General features: G+C 69.5%; 15 protein-coding genes, 1 rRNA gene and 1 pseudogene. 8 read left to right on the top strand and 9 right to left on the bottom strand.

From position 1 onward, the window contains the following. Both ABZT02_RS24740 and ABZT02_RS24735 read right to left on the bottom strand, forming a co-directional pair. A 16S ribosomal RNA gene (locus ABZT02_RS24740) occupies nucleotides 1-76 on the bottom strand; the annotation flags it as partial. 495 nt (nucleotides 77-571) lie between these two features. After that, nucleotides 572-1,213: a DNA-3-methyladenine glycosylase gene (locus ABZT02_RS24735; protein WP_356020715.1), complete on the bottom strand. Its 642-nt coding sequence runs from the start codon at nucleotides 1,211-1,213 to the stop codon at nucleotides 572-574. Between the two features lie 141 nt (nucleotides 1,214-1,354). Here ABZT02_RS24735 and ABZT02_RS24730 point away from each other — a divergent pair, with 141 nt between their 5' ends. The 3 genes from ABZT02_RS24730 (at nucleotide 1,355) to ABZT02_RS24720 (ending at nucleotide 3,379) form a co-directional block, all read left to right on the top strand. Further along, nucleotides 1,355-2,137 (top strand): sporulation protein, encoded by a 783-nt coding sequence (locus tag ABZT02_RS24730; protein WP_356020712.1) that lies wholly within the window; start codon nucleotides 1,355-1,357, stop codon nucleotides 2,135-2,137. Between the two features lie 44 nt (nucleotides 2,138-2,181). Then, nucleotides 2,182-2,721 carry a YbhB/YbcL family Raf kinase inhibitor-like protein gene (locus tag ABZT02_RS24725; protein ID WP_356020710.1) on the top strand — a complete coding sequence of 180 codons (540 nt, stop codon included), beginning with the start codon at nucleotides 2,182-2,184 and terminating at the stop codon, nucleotides 2,719-2,721. Between the two features lie 151 nt (nucleotides 2,722-2,872). Further along, on the top strand, nucleotides 2,873-3,379 hold the full coding sequence (locus ABZT02_RS24720) for an HNH endonuclease (RefSeq protein WP_356020708.1): 507 nt from the start codon (nucleotides 2,873-2,875) through the stop codon (nucleotides 3,377-3,379). Between the two features lie 106 nt (nucleotides 3,380-3,485). Here the strand turns inward: ABZT02_RS24720 and ABZT02_RS24715 are convergent, their stop codons facing one another. The 3 genes from ABZT02_RS24715 to ABZT02_RS24705 form a co-directional block, all read right to left on the bottom strand. Beyond that, on the bottom strand, nucleotides 3,486-4,424 hold the full coding sequence (locus tag ABZT02_RS24715) for an SPFH domain-containing protein (RefSeq protein WP_356020706.1): 939 nt from the start codon (nucleotides 4,422-4,424) through the stop codon (nucleotides 3,486-3,488). 129 nt (nucleotides 4,425-4,553) lie between these two features. Beyond that, nucleotides 4,554-4,985, bottom strand: coding sequence for an NfeD family protein (locus ABZT02_RS24710; RefSeq protein ID WP_356020702.1), 432 nt, complete (start codon nucleotides 4,983-4,985; stop codon nucleotides 4,554-4,556). A 94-nt stretch (nucleotides 4,986-5,079) separates the two neighbouring features. Beyond that, nucleotides 5,080-5,877, bottom strand: coding sequence for an ABC transporter ATP-binding protein (locus tag ABZT02_RS24705; protein ID WP_356020700.1), 798 nt, complete (start codon nucleotides 5,875-5,877; stop codon nucleotides 5,080-5,082). Between the two features lie 140 nt (nucleotides 5,878-6,017). Here ABZT02_RS24705 and ABZT02_RS24700 point away from each other — a divergent pair, with 140 nt between their 5' ends. After that, entirely contained in the window at nucleotides 6,018-6,806 is a 789-nt protein-coding gene (locus ABZT02_RS24700; RefSeq protein ID WP_356020698.1) for a hypothetical protein, read from the top strand. Between the two features lie 182 nt (nucleotides 6,807-6,988). Here ABZT02_RS24700 and chpE read toward each other — a convergent pair whose 3' ends face one another. The 3 genes from chpE to ABZT02_RS24685 all read right to left on the bottom strand — a co-directional run bounded on the left by chpE (nucleotide 6,989) and on the right by ABZT02_RS24685 (nucleotide 9,170). Next, on the bottom strand, nucleotides 6,989-7,234 hold the full coding sequence (chpE, locus tag ABZT02_RS24695) for a chaplin ChpE (RefSeq protein ID WP_356020695.1): 246 nt from the start codon (nucleotides 7,232-7,234) through the stop codon (nucleotides 6,989-6,991). Between the two features lie 156 nt (nucleotides 7,235-7,390). Then, nucleotides 7,391-8,032, bottom strand: coding sequence for a response regulator transcription factor (locus ABZT02_RS24690; protein WP_356020692.1), 642 nt, complete (start codon nucleotides 8,030-8,032; stop codon nucleotides 7,391-7,393). Further along, nucleotides 8,025-9,170, bottom strand: a complete 1,146-nt coding sequence (locus ABZT02_RS24685; RefSeq protein WP_356020690.1) for a GAF domain-containing sensor histidine kinase — start codon at nucleotides 9,168-9,170, stop codon at nucleotides 8,025-8,027. Before ABZT02_RS24685 ends, ABZT02_RS24690 begins: the two co-directional genes overlap by 8 nt. Before the next feature lie 186 nt (nucleotides 9,171-9,356). Between ABZT02_RS24685 and ABZT02_RS24680 the strand changes: the two genes are divergently transcribed. From ABZT02_RS24680 to ABZT02_RS24670, 3 genes are all read left to right on the top strand, one after another. Next, nucleotides 9,357-10,052 (top strand): SDR family NAD(P)-dependent oxidoreductase, encoded by a 696-nt coding sequence (locus ABZT02_RS24680; RefSeq protein ID WP_356020687.1) that lies wholly within the window; start codon nucleotides 9,357-9,359, stop codon nucleotides 10,050-10,052. Continuing rightward, a complete protein-coding gene (locus tag ABZT02_RS24675; RefSeq protein WP_356020685.1) occupies nucleotides 10,049-11,125 on the top strand; it encodes an S-adenosylmethionine:tRNA ribosyltransferase-isomerase in 1,077 nt (358 codons plus the stop codon). The genes ABZT02_RS24680 and ABZT02_RS24675 overlap by 4 nt, the downstream gene beginning before the upstream one ends. A 298-nt stretch (nucleotides 11,126-11,423) precedes the next feature. Next, nucleotides 11,424-12,173: a transglycosylase SLT domain-containing protein gene (locus tag ABZT02_RS24670; RefSeq protein ID WP_356020683.1), complete on the top strand. Its 750-nt coding sequence runs from the start codon at nucleotides 11,424-11,426 to the stop codon at nucleotides 12,171-12,173. Between the two features lie 75 nt (nucleotides 12,174-12,248). On the opposite strand, the gene ABZT02_RS24665 is transcribed toward ABZT02_RS24670, so the two are convergent. Then, nucleotides 12,249-14,813 (bottom strand): FHA domain-containing protein, encoded by a 2,565-nt coding sequence (locus ABZT02_RS24665; protein WP_356020680.1) that lies wholly within the window; start codon nucleotides 14,811-14,813, stop codon nucleotides 12,249-12,251. Nucleotides 14,814-14,970: 157 nt separating this feature from the next. On the opposite strand from ABZT02_RS24665, the pseudogene ABZT02_RS24660 reads away from it, so the two are divergent. Next, nucleotides 14,971-16,501: pseudogene (locus tag ABZT02_RS24660) on the top strand (streptophobe family protein); the annotation flags it as partial. Nucleotides 16,502-16,543: the final 42 nt, after the last annotated feature.

Raw genomic sequence — 16,543 nt, 5'->3', positions numbered from 1 at the left:
TGGTTCATCGTTCGACTTGCATGTGTTAAGCACGCCGCCAGCGTTCGTCCTGAGCCAGGATCAAACTCTCCGTGAATGTTTACCCGTAATCGGGTGCACACACACGAGAGCGGAACGACCACCGGAATAAGGCGGTCGTTCACAGCGTCCTCGCTGTGTTTTTTCTTCAAAGGAACCTCGCCCCAGCCGTATGACTGGAGACGGGGTATCAACATATCTGGCGTTGATTTTTGGCACGCTGTTGAGTTCTCAAGGAACGGACGCTTCCTTTGTACTCACCCTCTCGGGCTTTCCTCCGGGCTTTTCCCTTCGGTCTTGCGTTTCCGACTCTATCAGATCCTTTCGGGCCTGATTCCCTGTCGGCGGGGCCTTTCGACATTCACTACGTTAGCCGATTCCCCCGGCAACTCATAATCGAGTTCCGCGAGTTCGAATTCGGACGTGCGAGCACGCCGAAATCGCCCCCGCTGAGGGGATGTCGTAGGTAGTGGTTTGGCCGCTCTCGGCTGCTGGCGATCGCCGTAACCGGGTCAAGCGGCTCGGGCCACGTTACGCATCTTCCAAGAGCGAGTCAACTTGAGCGCCGCCTCGGGGCATGGGCCCGATAGGGGCTCACTGTCGGGTCGTTGGCGACCCAGTACCGCCAGGGGTGCACTCCTCCTTCGCCGGCCACCCCGGTCCGCGGACCGTTGAGTACCTGGTCGGAGGCGACGGGGGTGCCGGTGAGCACCCGCAGCGGGGTCTCACCCGGGTCGCATGCGTCCGTGCCGTCCAGGGCCCGGTCCACACCCAGCGCTGTGGCCAGGCGGGCCGGCCCTTTGGCCAGTTCCTTGTCATTTCGGGCCGAGAGTCGACGTTTGCGAGCCAGCTCGGCACCTTCGAGGACCTCGCCAGCGCGGAGCAGGACGGCGCTCGCCCGGCCTTCCGGTCCGCACACCAGGTTCATGCAGAACCACATGCCGTAGGTGAAGTAGACGTACACATGCCCGGGCGGACCGAACATCACGCCGTTTCGGGCGGTGTGGCCGCGATAGGCGTGGGAGCCGGGGTCGTTCGGGCCGTCGTACGCCTCGACCTCCGTGAGGCGCACCGCGATCGGACCGTCCGGGGTCGTACGGACGAGGGTGCGGCCGAGGAGGTCGGGGGCGACTTCCAGTACAGGGCGGTCGAAGAACTCTCGTGGCAGTGGCGTACGGTCCGGGGGCGTGATCATGGCAAACGAGCGTAGTCCAGACGGGTGTGTGCCAAGGGGTGGTCAAGGGTCCGTCCGCTTGCCAGGGTGATGGCGCGGAACCGACCACGGCCGGATCGCGTTTGTAGGGATCAGGAATCCGCGCGTTCTAAGAGGAGAGACATGGCGTTCAAGAAGCTGCTCGCGAGCCTGGGGGCCGGCGGGGCTTCGGTGGAGACGGTGTTGACCGAGGTCAATGTCGTTCCGGGTGGTGTCGTCCAGGGCGAGGTGCGGATCCAGGGGGGATCCGTCGACCAGGAGATCGAGGGACTGTCGGTCGGGCTCCAGGCCAGGGTCGAGGTCGAGAGCGGTGACCAGGAGTACAAGCAGGACATCGAGTTCACGAAGGTCTCGCTCGGCGGTGCCTTCACGCTTCAGGCCAACGCGGTGCACGCGGTGCCGTTCGGTCTGGAGATCCCCTGGGAGACGCCGATCACGATGATCGACGGCCAGGCGCTGCGCGGCATGAACGTCGGTGTGACGACCGAGCTGGCGATCGCGCGTGCCGTGGACTCCGGTGACCTCGACCCCGTCAACGTGCATCCGCTGCCGGCGCAGAAGGCGATCATGGACGCCTTCATGCAGTTGGGCTTCCGCTTCAAGAACGCGGACCTGGAGCGCGGTCACATCCGTGGGACGCGGCAGCAGCTGCCGTTCTACCAGGAGATCGAGTTCTTCCCGCCGCAGCAGTACCGCGGGCTCAACCAGGTCGAGTTGAGCTTCGTCGCGGACGGCAACGCGATGGACGTCGTACTGGAGATGGACAAGAAGCCGGGGCTGTTCAGCGAGGGCAGTGACACCTTCCGGTCCTTCCAGGTGGGGCTGCACGACTACCAGAGCACCGACTGGGCCGCGTACCTCAACCAGTGGCTGTCCGAGGTCGGCAGCAAGCGCAACTGGTTCTAGGCTCGGGAACTGCTGATTCCGGTAATCGATCAGGAGGTACCGAGGTGACCGAGCTCAAGCGGCGGCCGCTCCCCCATGACTTCCATCCGCCCGTGCCGTCGTTCACGGTGACGAGCGAGGACGTGCAGGAGGGCGGCACTCTCAAGGACGCTCAGGTCTACGCGGCCGGCAACACCTCTCCGCAGCTGCGCTGGGAGGGCTTCCCGCCGGAGACCAAGAGCTTCGCCGTGACCTGCTACGACCCTGACGCGCCCACGGGCAGCGGGTTCTGGCACTGGGTCGTGTTCGACATTCCGGCCTCGGTGACCGAGCTGCCGGTCGGTGCGGGCAGCGGCAAGTTCGACGGGCTGCCGGAGGGTGCCGTACAGGCGCGGAACGACTACGGGTCGAAGGACTTCGGTGGGGCCGCTCCGCCGGCCGGGGACGGGCCGCACCGGTATGTCTTCACCGTGTACGCCGTGGACCAGGAGAAGCTCGGGCCGGATTCGGATGCCTCGCCCGCCTTTGTGGGCTTCAACCTGCGCTTCCACGCGATCGCGCGTGCTCAGTTGATCGGTGAGTACGAGGTGCCCGCCGAAGACTGACGTTCATCGGGCGTTTGCCCGCCTCTGGTCTTGGAATTGATCAGAGGCGGGCACTTTTTATTGCGTTGTCCATCTCGGCGTGCCCGGCCAGAGTTGATCCAAGCCCAAGCCCGCCAGGGGGTGGGACGGTGCACATGGGAGGTGGGCTGACATGCGGGACACGCTGGTACTGAACGCGAGCTTCGAGCCGCTGTCGACGGTGACGTTGAACCGAGCCGTCGTTCTGGTGCTGCAGGACAAGGCCGTCGTCGAGCAGTCCCACCCCGAACTGCGCATGCGCGGCGCCGCGGTCGACATACCGGCGCCCCGGGTGATCAGGCTGTGCAGGTATGTGCGGGTGCCCTTCCGAAGACAAGCCCCGTGGTCCCGGCGGGGTGTTCTGGTGCGTGACCGGCACAAGTGCGCGTACTGCGGGCGGCGGGCGACGACCGTGGACCATGTGGTGCCGCGGTCCCAGGGTGGTCAGGACACCTGGCTGAACACGGTGGCTTCCTGCGCGGAGGACAACCACCGCAAGGCGAACCGGACTCCGGCGGAGGCGGGGATGCCGTTGCTGCGGGCGCCGTTCGAGCCGACTCCGGCGGACGCGATGTTGCTGTCCTTGGGGCACGAGGACTTCTCTGCGCTGCCGGACTGGTTGGCGCGAGAGGCTGCCTAGGCGTCTGCGGGGTTCTCTTCGATCGCGGCTGCGGGTGCGTTGTGACTTGTCGCGCAGTTCCCCGCGCCCCTGGGTGGGTGCGGGGAACCTTGCGTTTGCGGCACTCTCAGTCGATCTTCGGGGTCTCCCGGCGTTCCGAGGCGCCGTTGCCTCCGCCTGAACCGCCGCCGAAGTTGCCGAAGTTGCCCATGGCTCCGGAGAGGCCCTTGAGGGCGTCGCCGATTTCGCTGGGGACGATCCAGAGCTTGTTGGCGTCGCCCTCGGCGATCTTCGGGAGCATCTGGAGGTACTGGTAGGAGAGGAGCTTCTGGTCCGGGTCTCCGGCGTGGATCGCCTCGAAGACCGTGCGGACGGCCTGGGCTTCGCCTTCCGCGCGCAGGGCGGCCGCCTTGGCCTCACCCTCGGCGCGCAGGATCTGGGACTGCTTCTCACCTTCGGCGGTGAGGATCGCGGCCTGACGCGTACCTTCGGCGGTGAGGATCGCGGCGCGCTTGTCACGGTCGGCGCGCATCTGCTTCTCCATCGAGTCCTGGATGGAGGTGGGGGGCTCGATCGCCTTCAGTTCCACGCGGTTGACGCGGATGCCCCACTTGCCCGTCGCCTCGTCGAGGACGCCGCGCAGGGCCGCGTTGATCTCCTCGCGGGAGGTCAGGGTGCGCTCCAGGTCCATGCCACCGATGATGTTGCGGAGCGTGGTGACGGTGAGCTGCTCGATCGCCTGGATGTAGCTGGCCACTTCGTAGGTCGCGGCCCGGGCGTCGGTCACCTGGTAGTAGATGACCGTGTCGATGTTCACGACCAGGTTGTCCTGGGTGATCACCGGCTGCGGCGGGAACGGCACGACCTGTTCACGCAGGTCGATGCGGTTGCGGATGGTGTCTATGAAGGGGACGACGATGTTGAGTCCCGCGTTGAGTGTCCGCGTGTAGCGGCCGAAGCGCTCCACGATGGCCGCACTGGCCTGTGGGATGACCTGGATCGTCTTGATCAGGGCGATGAAGACCAACACCACCAGAATGATCAAGACGATGATGACCGGTTCCATCGTGTCCCCGTGCCCTTCTCCGCCTCGGCGTTTTCGGAAGATCTTATGGTTGTTGAAGATCTTGCTGGTCGAGTCTGACAGACCGTCGTGCAACTCGTGGTGCGTTCGGTTCAGTTGCATCCTGCGAGGTCACATGATGATCGCCGTGGCTCCCTCGATGTCCACGACATCGACTTCCTGGCCTACTTCGTAGGCACGGCCGGTGTCGAGAGAGCGGGCCGACCAGACCTCTCCGGCGAGCTTGATCCGGCCACCCGCACTGTCGACGCGCTCCAGGACGACGGCCTGTTTGCCCTTCAACGCGTCGATGCCCGTGACGAGTTGGGGCCGCTGGGAGCGATGCCGGGTCGCGATGGGCCGTACGACGGCGATGAGGGCCACCGAGACGACGGCGAATACGAGCACCTGGACGACGATGTCACCGCCGAGTCCGGCCGCGATCGCCGCTGCGGCGGCGCCCAGGGCGAGCATGCCGAATTCCGGCATCGCGGTCACCACGAGCGGGATTCCGAGCGCTGCCGCGCCGACGAGCCACCACACCCATGCGTCGATGTCGTTCACATGGTCATGGTAGGTCCGGGGGCACCGCCGCGGACAGGGCGCGATGGGGCGGGGAGGGGCTTATTGCCCTTGTTTTTGCGGGGACTTCACACGATCACGACAGCGGCAGGCCCTGCGCGGTCCAGCGCTCGCCGACCTGCTCGACGACCAGGGGGAGGCCGAAGCACATGGAGAGGTTGCGGGAGGTGAGTTCGAGCTCCAGGGGGCCCGCGGCGAGCACCCTGCCCTGACGGATCATGAGGACGTGGGTGAAGCCCGGGGCGATCTCCTCGACGTGGTGGGTCACCATGAGCATCGAGGGGGCGATCGGGTCGCGGGCGAGGCGGCCGAGACGGCGGACCAGGTCCTCGCGGCCGCCGAGGTCGAGGCCGGCGGCGGGCTCGTCGAGGAGGAGGAGCTCGGGGTCGGTCATCAGGGCACGGGCGATGAGGGTGCGCTTGCGCTCGCCCTCCGAGAGGGTGCCGAACTTCCGGTCCAGGTAGTCGCTCATGCCGAGGCGGTCGAGGAAGGCGCGGGCGCGCTGCTCGTCGATCTCCTCGTACTCCTCCTGCCAGCCCGCGGTCATGCCGTACGCCGCCGTCAGCACGGTCTCCAGGACGGTCTGGCGCTTGGGGAGCTTGTCGGCCATCGCGATGCCGGCCATGCCGATGCGCGGGCGCAGTTCGAAGACGTCGGTGCCGGGCTTGCCGAGGGTCTCACCGAGGATGGTGGCGGTGCCCTTGCTGGGGTAGAGGTAGCTGGAGGCGAGGTTCAGGAGCGTGGTCTTGCCGGCGCCGTTGGGGCCGAGGATGACCCAGCGCTCGCCCTCCTTGACCGACCAGGAGACCTGGTCCACCAGAGCCCGGTCCTCACGGACCACGGATACGTCCTGAAGCTCCAGAACATCGCTCATGAGCGCGTTGTCTCCCCTTGCAGTGTGACCGGTGTCGGCGTCTCGGCTGGCGCGTGCGCGCTTGTGGGCGCAGCCCTCGGTGAAATCTACGCCACCGGTCGGCAGCTCCGGTCCAGCGGTCCGGTCCTTAGGCTGGGGGCATGCTCTCGGAACCGCGCTCTGGACGCCTTGCCGCTTGGGGAAACAGCCTTTTGGCCGGACTTGTCTCGCCGGACGACGCCGTGCTGGCGATCGTCGGTGACGATGCCGTGCACCGGGTCGAGGGGCTGCCGGGTGAGACGGCGGCCGTCGGTCTGACGCTGGCGCTGGGGCGGCTGCGTTCGCTCGGCGTGACGGGACTGCGGGTCGCGATGCCCGCGCCCGGGCATCCGCTGGGGCTGAGCGGGCCGCCGGAGTTCAACGCGCGGGCCTTGGAGGCGGAGGAGGCGGTGGTCTGTCACGGCGCCGCGCTGGGCCTGGTGCCGGAGGTGTACGAGGCAGGGCCCACGGGTGATGTGCATGTCGAGGCGGTGTGGCAGGTGCTGCCGGTGCGGGAGGCTCCGCCGGCGGACGTTCCCTCGCTGGGCGAGGCCGAGCGGGAGCTCGCGGAGGCCCTGCGGGAGGCGACGGAGGTGTTGTCTCGGCTGGACGTGGCCGCGTCGGGGCCGGTGGCGGAGGCGGCGCTCGGGGCGTACCGGGCTCGGGCCGAACGGGGGCGGGAGGTCCTGGCGCCGGGGTATCCGCCTCGGGCGGTGCGGGTGCTGGAGCTTGCCCAGCGGGTGGGGCTGTTGGTGTCGCTGGCCTATGAGAACGGGCACGGGGGTGCGGTGAGTTCCGCCGAGATGCGGGCTCGGGGGGAGGCGCTGCGGCCGGTGGAGCGGACGGGGCGGCGGGCGCAGGTGGCTGCTTACAACGCGTACGTGGAGGAGTTGGAGCGAGGGGCGCGGTGACCGGCGTGGGCCCGGCGGCGGTGGGTGCGCGGCCCCGGGCCAGGGCGCTGGGGCGTCGAGGGCTTCCCGAGTCGGCTCCCGGCGGCTTGACGATTCGGATCGTTCGCACGACAAACGGACCGGCCTCCCGGGTGCGTGACGCACCCGGGAGGCCGAAGTCACTGCCCGCTCGGCGAGGAAAGTCAGCTGTTGAGGCCGAGGTTGCCGAAGGCGGGGTTCAGCACGCCGATGACGTTGACGCTGTTGCCGACCGCGTTCACCGGGACGTGCACCGGGGCCTGGACGAGGTTGCCCGAGACGACGCCGGGCGAGCCCACGGCCTTGCCGTCGGCGTGCGACCCGTCGGTGGCGGAGGCCATACCGGCACCAGCGGCGATCAGCCCGCCGGCCACCATCGTCACGGCCGCTGCCTTCTTCAGGTTCTTCACTTCTAAGCCCTCCTAGCGATTGCCGCGGCAGTCGCCGCAGCACGCACTGGAGAACGGCGGACGCCCACGAAGGATGCGCCATTCGGGGGACATTCCCACGACGGTATGAATCTCACTCCGGAGCGGAACCCTCCGTATTGCCGTGCGTCGCGTGGATCAACCGGCCATTCCGTGACGAACCGCCCACAGCGCCGCCTGTGTCCGGTCCGCCAGGTCGAGTTTCATCAGGATGTTCGAGACGTGCGTCTTGACGGTCTTCTCGGAGAGGACCAGCGCGCGGGCGATCTCCCGGTTGGAGCGGCCGTCCGCGATCAGCCCGAGCACCTCGCGCTCCCGCTCGGTGAGCGAACCGCCTCTGCCGTGGCCGGAGTTGTTCTCCTCCTGGGACAACAGGGCGTCCGCGACCTCCGGCTGGAGCAGGATGTGCCCGGCGTGGACCGAGCGGATGGCGCCGGCGAGGGCGTCGGGGTCGACGTCCTTGTAGACGTAACCGGCGGCGCCCGCGCGCAGGGCCGGGACCACTGTGCGCTGTTCGGTGAAGCTGGTGACGATCAGCACGCGCGCGGGGTTGTTCAGCTCGCGGAGCTTGCGCAGGGCGTCGATGCCGTCCATGCCCGGCATCTTGACGTCCATGAGGACGATGTCGGGTTTCAGTTCCTCCGCGCGCGCGACGCCCTCGGCGCCGTCGGCGGCCTCGCCCACGACCTCTATGTCGTCCTGCACTTCGAGAAAGGTGCGCAGCCCCCGGCGGACGACCTGGTGGTCGTCGACGAGCAGGACCTTGATCGCGTCAGCCACCGGGGACCTCCATCTCGATCGTGGTGCCCTTGCCGGGCGCCGATTCGACGGTCAGCGTGCCGCCGACCCCGTTGGTGCGGTCCCGCATGGAGACCAGGCCGAGGTGGCGTCCCGCGCGGCGGATCGCCTTCGGTTCGAAGCCGCTGCCGTCGTCCGTGACGCGCAGGACCGCTCCGCTGCCGCGCCGGTCCAGGGTCACGTCCACGTGCTCGGCTCCCGAGTGCCGCAGCGCGTTGTGCAGGGCCTCCTGGGCGACGCGGAGCATGGCCTCCTCCTGGGCGGCGGGCAGCGCGCGGAAGCTGCGGGCGGCGAAGGTCACGCGCGCGGTGTGGGCGCGGTCCAGGACCTGGATGTGGGTGCGCAGGGTGGCGGTCAGACCGTCCTCGTCCAGGGCGGCGGGGCGCAACTCGACCACGGCGGCACGCAGTTCGTCGGCGGCCTCGGCGGCGAGCACGGCCACCTGGTGCAGTTCGCCCTTGGCGCGGGAGGGGTCGCGGTCGACGAGGGCGGCGGCGGCCTGGGCGGTCAGGCGCAGGGAGAAGAGCTTCTGGCTGACCGCGTCGTGCAGTTCGTGGGCCAGGCGGGAGCGCTCCTCGGCGATCGTGAGCTCGCGGCTGCGTTCGTAGAGGCGGGCGTTGGTGAGGGCGATCGCGGCGTGCTGGGCGAGGATCGAGAGGAGTTCCTCGTCGTCCTGCGTGAAGCCGCAGCTTCCTTCTGGTTTGGAACAGTTCTTGTTGGCGAGGAACAAGGCGCCGATGACCTCGTCGCCGTCGCGGATCGGCAGGCCCAGGAAGTCGACCAGGTCGGGGTGGGCGGACGGCCAGCCCTCGAAGCGGGGGTCCTTGCGGACGTCGGCGAGGCGCTCGGGCGTGGCCTCGTGGAGCATCGCGGCGAGGATGCCGTGCTGGCGCGGGAGGGGTCCGATGGCCTTCCACTGCGCGTCGCTGACTCCGTCGACCACGAACTGGGCGAAGCCGCCGTGGTCGTCGGGGACGCCGAGGGCGGCGTACTGCGCGTCGAGCAGCTCGCGGGCCGAGGCGACGATCGTCTTGAGGACGTCGCGCACCTCGAGGTGCCTGCTCATGGCCAGCAGCGCGGAACTCACCGCGGCGAGGCCGGACCGGGGGCCTTGACTCATGACCTCAGAGTACGGGCGGGGTGTGACAGCGCGGATCGGACCTGTGACCGCCCCCGACTAGGGCGGACGACCTAGGGCGAAGGGCCTCGCCGCTCTGCGGCCGGCGTCCGAGGCGGCCGTGAGCACCCCGTTCCTACGGTGGGAGCACGCCGATCAGGAGGCGTGGAGGACGAGGGGACGGGTGTCATGCCGATAGCGATCATCACGGGGGCCTCGAAGGGGCTGGGGCGGGCGCTCGCCGAGGCTCTGGCCGCGCGGGGCTGGGACCTGGTGCTCGACGCGCGGACGGTGGAGGTTCTGAAGGAGACGGCGACCGCGCTCGCCGGGCACGGAACCCGGGTGACGGCCGTGCCCGGGGACGTCACGGATCCGGCGCACCGCTCCGAGCTGGTGGCTGCGGCCTGGGGGCTCGGGGGCGTCGATCTGCTGGTGAACAACGCGAGCGCGCTGGGCGCCGAGCCGCTGGCACGGCTCGAAGGGCTGCCCCTGGAGGGGCTGCGCCGCGCGCTGGAGGTGAACGTCGTGGCCGCCCTGGGCCTGGTCCAGGAGGCGCTGCCGCTGTTGCGGGCGTCGGAGTCCGGCGCGGTGATCGCGGTCAGTTCGGACGCCGCCGCCGAGGCGTACGAGACGTGGGGCGGCTACGGGGCGTCGAAGGCCGCCCTGGACCACCTCGCGGCGGTGCTGGGCGAGGAGGAGCCGCGGCTGCGGGTGTGGGCTGTCGATCCCGGGGACATGGCGACGGACCTGTACGCGGCGGCCGTACCGGAGGACACGGACCCGCGGCCGGAGCCGGCGAGTGTGGTGCCGGCGTTCCTGCGGCTGTTGGACGAGCGGCCGGTGAGCGGGCGGTACGGGGCTCCGTCGCTGCTGGAGGGGCGATGACACTCGCCGTGCGGGTACCGGAGGAGCTGTCGGCGCGGGTGCCGGCCGAGCAGCGCGGGCCCGGGCTCGACCGGGACGCCGTACGGCTGCTGGTGTCGCGGGGCACCGAGGTGTCGCACCACTCCTTCCGTGAGCTTTCGCGGCTGCTGCGGGCCGGGGACCTGCTCGTCGTGAACACCTCCCCCACGCTGGCCGCGGCCGTCGACGGCCGGATCGGACCCGCGCGTGTGGTGGTGCACTTCTCCACGCGCGGGGACGACGGCCGGTGGGCGGTCGAGCTGCGGGATCCGGACGGGACGGGCACCACGCGTGCGCGTGCGGGCGGGCCCGCGGGGACGGAGGTGCGGCTGCCCGGGAACGGGCGGCTGGTCCTGGAGGAGGCGGTGAGCGGGCGGCTGTGGTGGGCGCGGGTGCACGGCGGGGAGGTCTCCGGGCTGCTGCGGGAGCACGGGCGGCCCATTCGGTACTCCTATACGGAGCGGGATCAGCCGTTGTCCGTCTACCAGACGGTGTTCGCGCTGCCGTCGCCGGACGGGTCGGGCAGCGCGGAGATGCCGAGCGCGGCCCGGCCCTTCACCGCTCGGCTGGTGGCGGAGCTGGTGAGCCGGGGGGTGCAGTTCGCGCCCGTCACGCTGCACACCGGGGTGGCCTCGGCGGAGGCGCACGAGCCGCCGTATCCCGAGCGGTTCTCGGTGCCGGAGGCCTCCGCGCGGCTGATCAACGCGGTGAAGGCCGGGGACGGCAGGGTCGTCGCCGTCGGGACGACGGCTGTGCGGGCCGTGGAGTCGGCTGTCGGCGCCGACGGGGTCGTACGCGCGCGTGAGGGATGGACGGATCTCGTCGTGACCCCCGAGCGCGGAGTGCGGGCGGTGGACGGGCTGCTGACCGGACTGCACGAGCCGGAGGCCTCACATCTGCTGATGCTGGAGGCGGTCGCGGGGCAGGCGGCGATCGACCGCGGTTACCAGGAGGCGCTGCGCCGGCGGTACCTGTGGCACGAGTTCGGGGACGTGCATCTCCTCCTGCCGAAGCAGGGACCTCACGCAGAGCATTGCGACCGCAACTGCTGGTGAGAACGCTGTGCGGCCGATGTGAGCCCGCACATAGGGCACAGATCACGTACGAAGCGAAATAGGAGACAAAGGGTTCCGCGATGAACGGGAAAGACGTTCTAGTCTGTCCCGATTTGCCCTCCCCCGGTCCACTACCCGGGATCGTACGTCACACCTTTGCCCGGATGTTTTGCGCCAGCTAAGAATGGCCAACGTCGCTCAGCGCCGCGGTTCCCCCCGCGGCGTTTGTGCAGGAAGCACCCGTGTCCCCCACCGGACAGCGAGCGACCTCCGCGCTATTCGAAGAGGTCCATCCCGCATGCCCAAGAACCCTTTCACCCGTGGTCATCGTCGCGCGCTGAGCAAGCGCCACAAGATCGCCGTTGCCGGTGTCGCCACCCTCGGCGCCGCCGCCGTCGCCTTCAGCGCGGTGCCCGGCAACGCGGACACCACCACCTCCGAGGCGGCCACCTACTCGGCCCCCGTGAAGTACTCCTCCGAGCAGCTCAAGGGCCTCCAGGCGGACGTCAGCGAGCAGCTCGCCGCCAAGGCCCTGCAGAGCAAGGCCGCCGAGGCGAAGGCGAAGGCAGAGGCTGCGGCGAAGGCCAAGGCCGCGACCGCCGCGAAGAAGAAGGCCGCCGCGGCCGCAGCCGCCAAGAAGGCCGCGCAGGCGCGCAAGGCCAAGGAGGCCGCGAGCCGGGCCGCGCACCGCGCCAAGCTCAAGGCCGCCGCGCCCAAGAAGAGCTACGCGAACAACCTGGACGGGTGGATCAAGGAGTCCCTGGCCATCATGAGGGCCAAGGGCATCCCGGGCAGCTACAACGGTCTGTACCGCAACATCATTCGGGAGTCCTCGGGCAACCCGAACGCGATCAACAACTGGGACATCAACGCCATCAACGGCATCCCGTCGAAGGGGCTGCTCCAGGTCATCCCGCCGACGTTCCAGGCGTACCACGTCGCGGGCACGTCCTGGAACATCTACGACCCGGTAGCCAACATCACCGCCGCCGCGAACTACGCGGCCGACAGGTACGGCTCGATGGACAACGTGAACAGCGCGTACTGAGGTCGCGCGGACCTCTCGTACGCACAAAGGGCGGCACCCTGTCGGGTGCCGCCCTTCACCGTCGTACGACAGTGATCACTTGCGCATGACCTCGGGCTCGTGGCGGCGCAGGAAGCGGGAGACGAGGAAGCCGCAGACGACGCCGATGGCGATGAGGGCGATCATGTTCAGGCCCCAGGTGCTGACCGCGTGGTCCCACAGCGGGTCGGTCGTGTCGCCCGGTTTGACGGGCGGGTTGACCTGGTTGAAGTCCAGCGTGGCGCCCGCGGCGGCGACCGCCCAGCGCGACGGCATCAGGTACGAGAGCTCGTTGACGCCGAGGGTGCCGTGCAGGGTGAACAGACAGCCGGTGAAGACGACCTGGACGATCGCGAACATGACCAGCAACGGCATGGTCTTCTCGGACGTCTTCACGAGCGCGGAGATGATCAGCCCGAACATCATCGAGGTGAACCCGAGCCCCATGATCGGCAGGCACAGCTCCGCAAGGGTGGCATGGCCGAGGACCAGTCCCTCCTTCGGCAGTCCCCGGCTGGCGAAGCCGATGAGGCCGACCATCAGTCCCTGCAGGATGGTGATCACGCCCAGTACGACCACCTTGGACATGAGGTACGCCGAGCGGGACAGGCCGGTGGCGCGCTCCCGCTCGTAGATCACCCGTTCCTTGATCAGCTCACGGACGGAGTTGGCGGCGCCGGCGAAACAGGCACCGACCGCGAGGATCAGCAGGACGGTGGTGGCCGTGCTGTTCGGCTCGGGCTGCTTGGTCCTGGGGTCGACCGGCTTGGGCAGCAGGTTGTCGCCGAAGTCGATGAGCAGACTCACCGAGCCGAGGACGAGCGGCAGGATCACCGTCAGGGCCAGGAAGCCCTTGTCGGACGCGATGACCGACACATAGCGGCGCACGAGCGTCCCGAACTGGCCCGTCCAGCGCTGTGGCTTCGGCGGCTTCATGCCCTGCATCGGAGGCCTGTGTACGGACTGCGGCGCAACGGCGTCTATGTCCGCGGCGTACATCTGGTAGTGCTGCGAGCCCTTCCAGCGACCGGCCCAGTCGTAGTCGCGGTAGTTCTCGAAGGCCGAGAAGACATCGGCCCAGGTGTCGTAGCCGAAGAAGTTCAGTGCCTCCTCGGGCGGCCCGAAGTAGGCGACCGCGCCGCCCGGGGCCATCACCAGGAGCTTGTCGCACAGGGCGAGCTCGGCCACGGAATGGGTGACCACGAGGACCGTACGGCCGTCGTCGGCGAGGCCGCGCAGCAGTTGCATGACATCGCGGTCCATACCCGGGTCGAGGCCGGAGGTCGGCTCGTCGAGGAAGATCAGGGACGGCTTGGTGAGCAGCTCCAGGGCCACCGAGACGCGCTTGCGCTGGCCGCCGGAGAGGGAGGTGACCTTCTTCTCCTTGTGGATGTCGAGCTTGAGCTCGCGCAGCACCTCGTCTATGCGCGCCTCGCGCTCGGCGCCGGTGGTGTCGGCCGGGAAGCGGAGTTTGGCCGCGTACGTGAGGGCCTTCTTGACGGTCAGCTCCTTGTGCAGGATGTCGTCCTGCGGGACCAGACCGATGCGCTGGCGCAGCTCGGCGAACTGCTTGTAGAGGTTGCGGTTGTCGTAGAGAACGTCGCCCTGGTTGGCGGGCCGGTAGCCGGTGAGTGCCTTGAGCAGGGTCGACTTGCCGGAACCGGACGGTCCGATGACCGCGATCAGGGACTTCTCCGGGACGCCGAAGGAGACGTCCTTGAGGATCTGCCTGCCGCCGTCGACCGTGACGGTCAGGTGGCGGGCGGAGAACGACACCTCACCGGTGTCGACGAACTCCTCGAGCCGGTCGCCGACGATCCGGAACGTGGAGTGGCCGACGCCGACGATGTCGGCCGCGCCGAGCAGGAGCGAGCCGCCCTTGGGGATCGGCTGGCCGTTGACGTACGTGCCGTTGTGCGAGCCGAGGTCGCGGATCTCCATGCGGCCGTCGGGCATCGAGTGGAACTCGGCGTGGTTGCGGGAGACCTGCAGGTCGGAGACGACCAGGTCGTTCTCCAGGGCACGGCCGATGCGCATGATGCGGCCGATGGTGAACTGGTGGAACGTGGTCGGGCTGCGGTCGCCGTAGACGGGTGGCGCGTCCGCGTCCGCGCCGGGGCCCGCGCCGGGGCCTTGCTGCTGCGGGATCTTCTGGGGCGGCTGGTGGGAGTACGGCTGCGCCTGTGACCGCGGCTGTTGCTGGGGCTGGGGCCAGCCGGACTGCGCTGCCTGGGGTGAAGCCTGCTGCGGTGTCTGCTGCGCCCAGCCGGGGTTCGCGCTCTGCGCGGCGTACGACTGCTGCCCCGGCTGAGGCTGTGCGGCCGGGGCCGCCGTGCCCGAGAGGTTCAGCAGCGGGCCGTCGCTCGCGTTGCCGAGGTGGACGGCCGTACCGGGGCCGATCTCCGTCTGGTGGATCCGCCGGCCCTGCACGAACGTGCCGTTGGTGCTGCTGTGGTCCTCGATGACCCAACTGCGCCCGCTCCAGCTGATCGTGGCGTGACGCCAGGACACCCTGGCGTCGTCGAACACGATGTCCCCCTGCGGATCGCGTCCAAGGCTGTACGGCCTGGACGGATCGAGCGTCCAGGTACGTCCGTTCGCTTCCAGTACGAGTTCCGGCACTCCAAGCCCCACTGAGTAGTCCCCCGCATTGCCCCCGTCACAGGGAGTGTAGGGATGTCGAACATCGTCGGGAACTATTTCAGGATCCCCCTCCTGACCGAAAGTCGAGCCCCGAGAACACCACGTTCGCGCGCTTCGGCCGGTTCCGTTGACGGGGTTGAAACCGACCCGGAGAGTGGGTAATCCACGCGAGGGGGACAAGCGCGGTCTCGGCCGCGCCGCGGATCGGGGGGTCTGCCATGAGTGCGTCCATGAGCGCAGGGACCACGCAGCACGGCGTGAGGCTGCCCTGGGGAGACATCCTGCTGTCCGCTGTCGCCGCCGTGAGCTGGGCGTTGATCGGGATGGCGGGTGCGGCCGCGCTCGGTCTGCATCTGCTGGAGGCCGATTCCGCGGCCTCGCTGGGTCCGATGACCGCGGCTGTCGTGGCCCTTGCGGCGGGTGGTTCGGTGACGCCCTCCGGTGACGTGTCCGCGTTCGGGCTGACGGGTGCGGAGGCGACGACGGCCATCGAGATCACGCCACTGGGCGTCAGCCTGGTCGGTGCGGTGCTTTTGTCATGGTTCTTCCTACGGTCCCTGCGGAGTGCCGGAGCAGTGATCGCGCCGTCGGAACTCCTCGCCCGCGCGGGCTCGGTGGTCGCGCTGTTCACGGCGATGATGGGCGGGCTGGCCTGGGCGGGGCACGACGTCATCACGATCGACGGAGGCGCGCTGGGGCTCGACAAGCTGCCCGGCGCGGGCGGGGGCGGCGGTCTCGACATCCCCGGGCTGGGGGACGTCGGGGACATCGGCGGACTGCTGCCCGACCGGATCGGCGGCCTCATCGACGCGAAGGCCGCGGTCGGCTTCACGGTGGACACCGCGCCGACACTGCTCGGCGGACTCGGCTGGTCGGCCGGGATCCTGCTGGTGGCGCTGCTGGCGTCCCGTCGTACCCCGCTGCCGCGCGGTTGGGAGGCGGTGCACCGGGTCGTACGGCCGGCCGTCTCCGCCCTTGTGACGGTGCTGCTGGTCGCGGTGGCCGCGGGGCTCTCGGCGGCGGTGTACGCGGCGATCGGCGACGACCACCCCAAGCGGATCGCGGGAGCCGCGCTGCTCGGGGCGCCGAACGGGGTGTGGCTGGGCATCCCCGTCGGCCTGTTCGTCCCCTTCGACGGCCGGGCGACGGGCGTACTGACGAACTTCCTCCCGGACCCCCTGGACCGGCTGCTCGCCTCGGACTCCGACCAGTCGATGACGCTGGGGCGCCTGGCGGAGCTGGACGGGCGGGTCTGGCTGCTGGGGGTGGCGGCGGCGCTGATGATGCTGCTGGCGGGGGTGCTCACCGCTGCGCGGACGCCGGTGGGGGTGGCCGTCGGGGCAGCCGCGGGCCGGGGTGTGGCCGGCCCGGGTCATGAGGTCGTACGGGATCCGGGGGCCCTTCGTTTCGCGGGGCGGTGTGCGCTGCGGCTGGGGGCCGCGACCGCGTTGGCGTTGCCGTTGCTGGCCTGGCTGACGGAGGTGTCGGTGGACGCCTCCCTGTCGGTGCTGGGGTTCGACGCGTTCGGCGCCGGGGTCGTGTTGCGGGGCCGGCTCGTCATGGCGGTCCTGCTCGGGGCGCTGTGGGGGGCGGGTGCGGGGGCCGCGGGGGCGTTGCTGGCGCGGGCGACGGGGGCGGCGGGGGCGCGGGCGGCGGGGTTGGCACTGCGTGACTCGGCGGGGGGTTTCGGTGCGGAGACGGGGACGGGT

The organism is Streptomyces sp. NPDC005402 (genome assembly GCF_040606575.1).
GTDB lineage: Bacteria > Actinomycetota > Actinomycetes > Streptomycetales > Streptomycetaceae > Streptomyces.
Note: the sequence above shows the minus strand (reverse complement) of the source record. Positions and strands in the feature narration are given on the sequence as shown.

Excerpts from the sequence above, each read along its gene's own strand:
- ABZT02_RS24735 (WP_356020715.1), bottom strand. The coding sequence starts at position 1,213 with ATGATCACGCCCCCGGACCGTACGCCACTGCCACGAGAGTTCTTCGAC.
- ABZT02_RS24730 (WP_356020712.1), top strand. The coding sequence starts at position 1,355 with ATGGCGTTCAAGAAGCTGCTCGCGAGCCTGGGGGCCGGCGGGGCTTCG.
- ABZT02_RS24720 (WP_356020708.1), top strand. The coding sequence starts at position 2,873 with ATGCGGGACACGCTGGTACTGAACGCGAGCTTCGAGCCGCTGTCGACG.
- ABZT02_RS24715 (WP_356020706.1), bottom strand. The coding sequence starts at position 4,424 with ATGGAACCGGTCATCATCGTCTTGATCATTCTGGTGGTGTTGGTCTTC.
- ABZT02_RS24705 (WP_356020700.1), bottom strand. The coding sequence starts at position 5,877 with ATGAGCGATGTTCTGGAGCTTCAGGACGTATCCGTGGTCCGTGAGGAC.
- ABZT02_RS24700 (WP_356020698.1), top strand. The coding sequence starts at position 6,018 with ATGCTCTCGGAACCGCGCTCTGGACGCCTTGCCGCTTGGGGAAACAGC.
- ABZT02_RS24685 (WP_356020690.1), bottom strand. The coding sequence starts at position 9,170 with ATGAGTCAAGGCCCCCGGTCCGGCCTCGCCGCGGTGAGTTCCGCGCTG.
- ABZT02_RS24680 (WP_356020687.1), top strand. The coding sequence starts at position 9,357 with ATGCCGATAGCGATCATCACGGGGGCCTCGAAGGGGCTGGGGCGGGCG.
- ABZT02_RS24675 (WP_356020685.1), top strand. The coding sequence starts at position 10,049 with ATGACACTCGCCGTGCGGGTACCGGAGGAGCTGTCGGCGCGGGTGCCG.
- ABZT02_RS24670 (WP_356020683.1), top strand. The coding sequence starts at position 11,424 with ATGCCCAAGAACCCTTTCACCCGTGGTCATCGTCGCGCGCTGAGCAAG.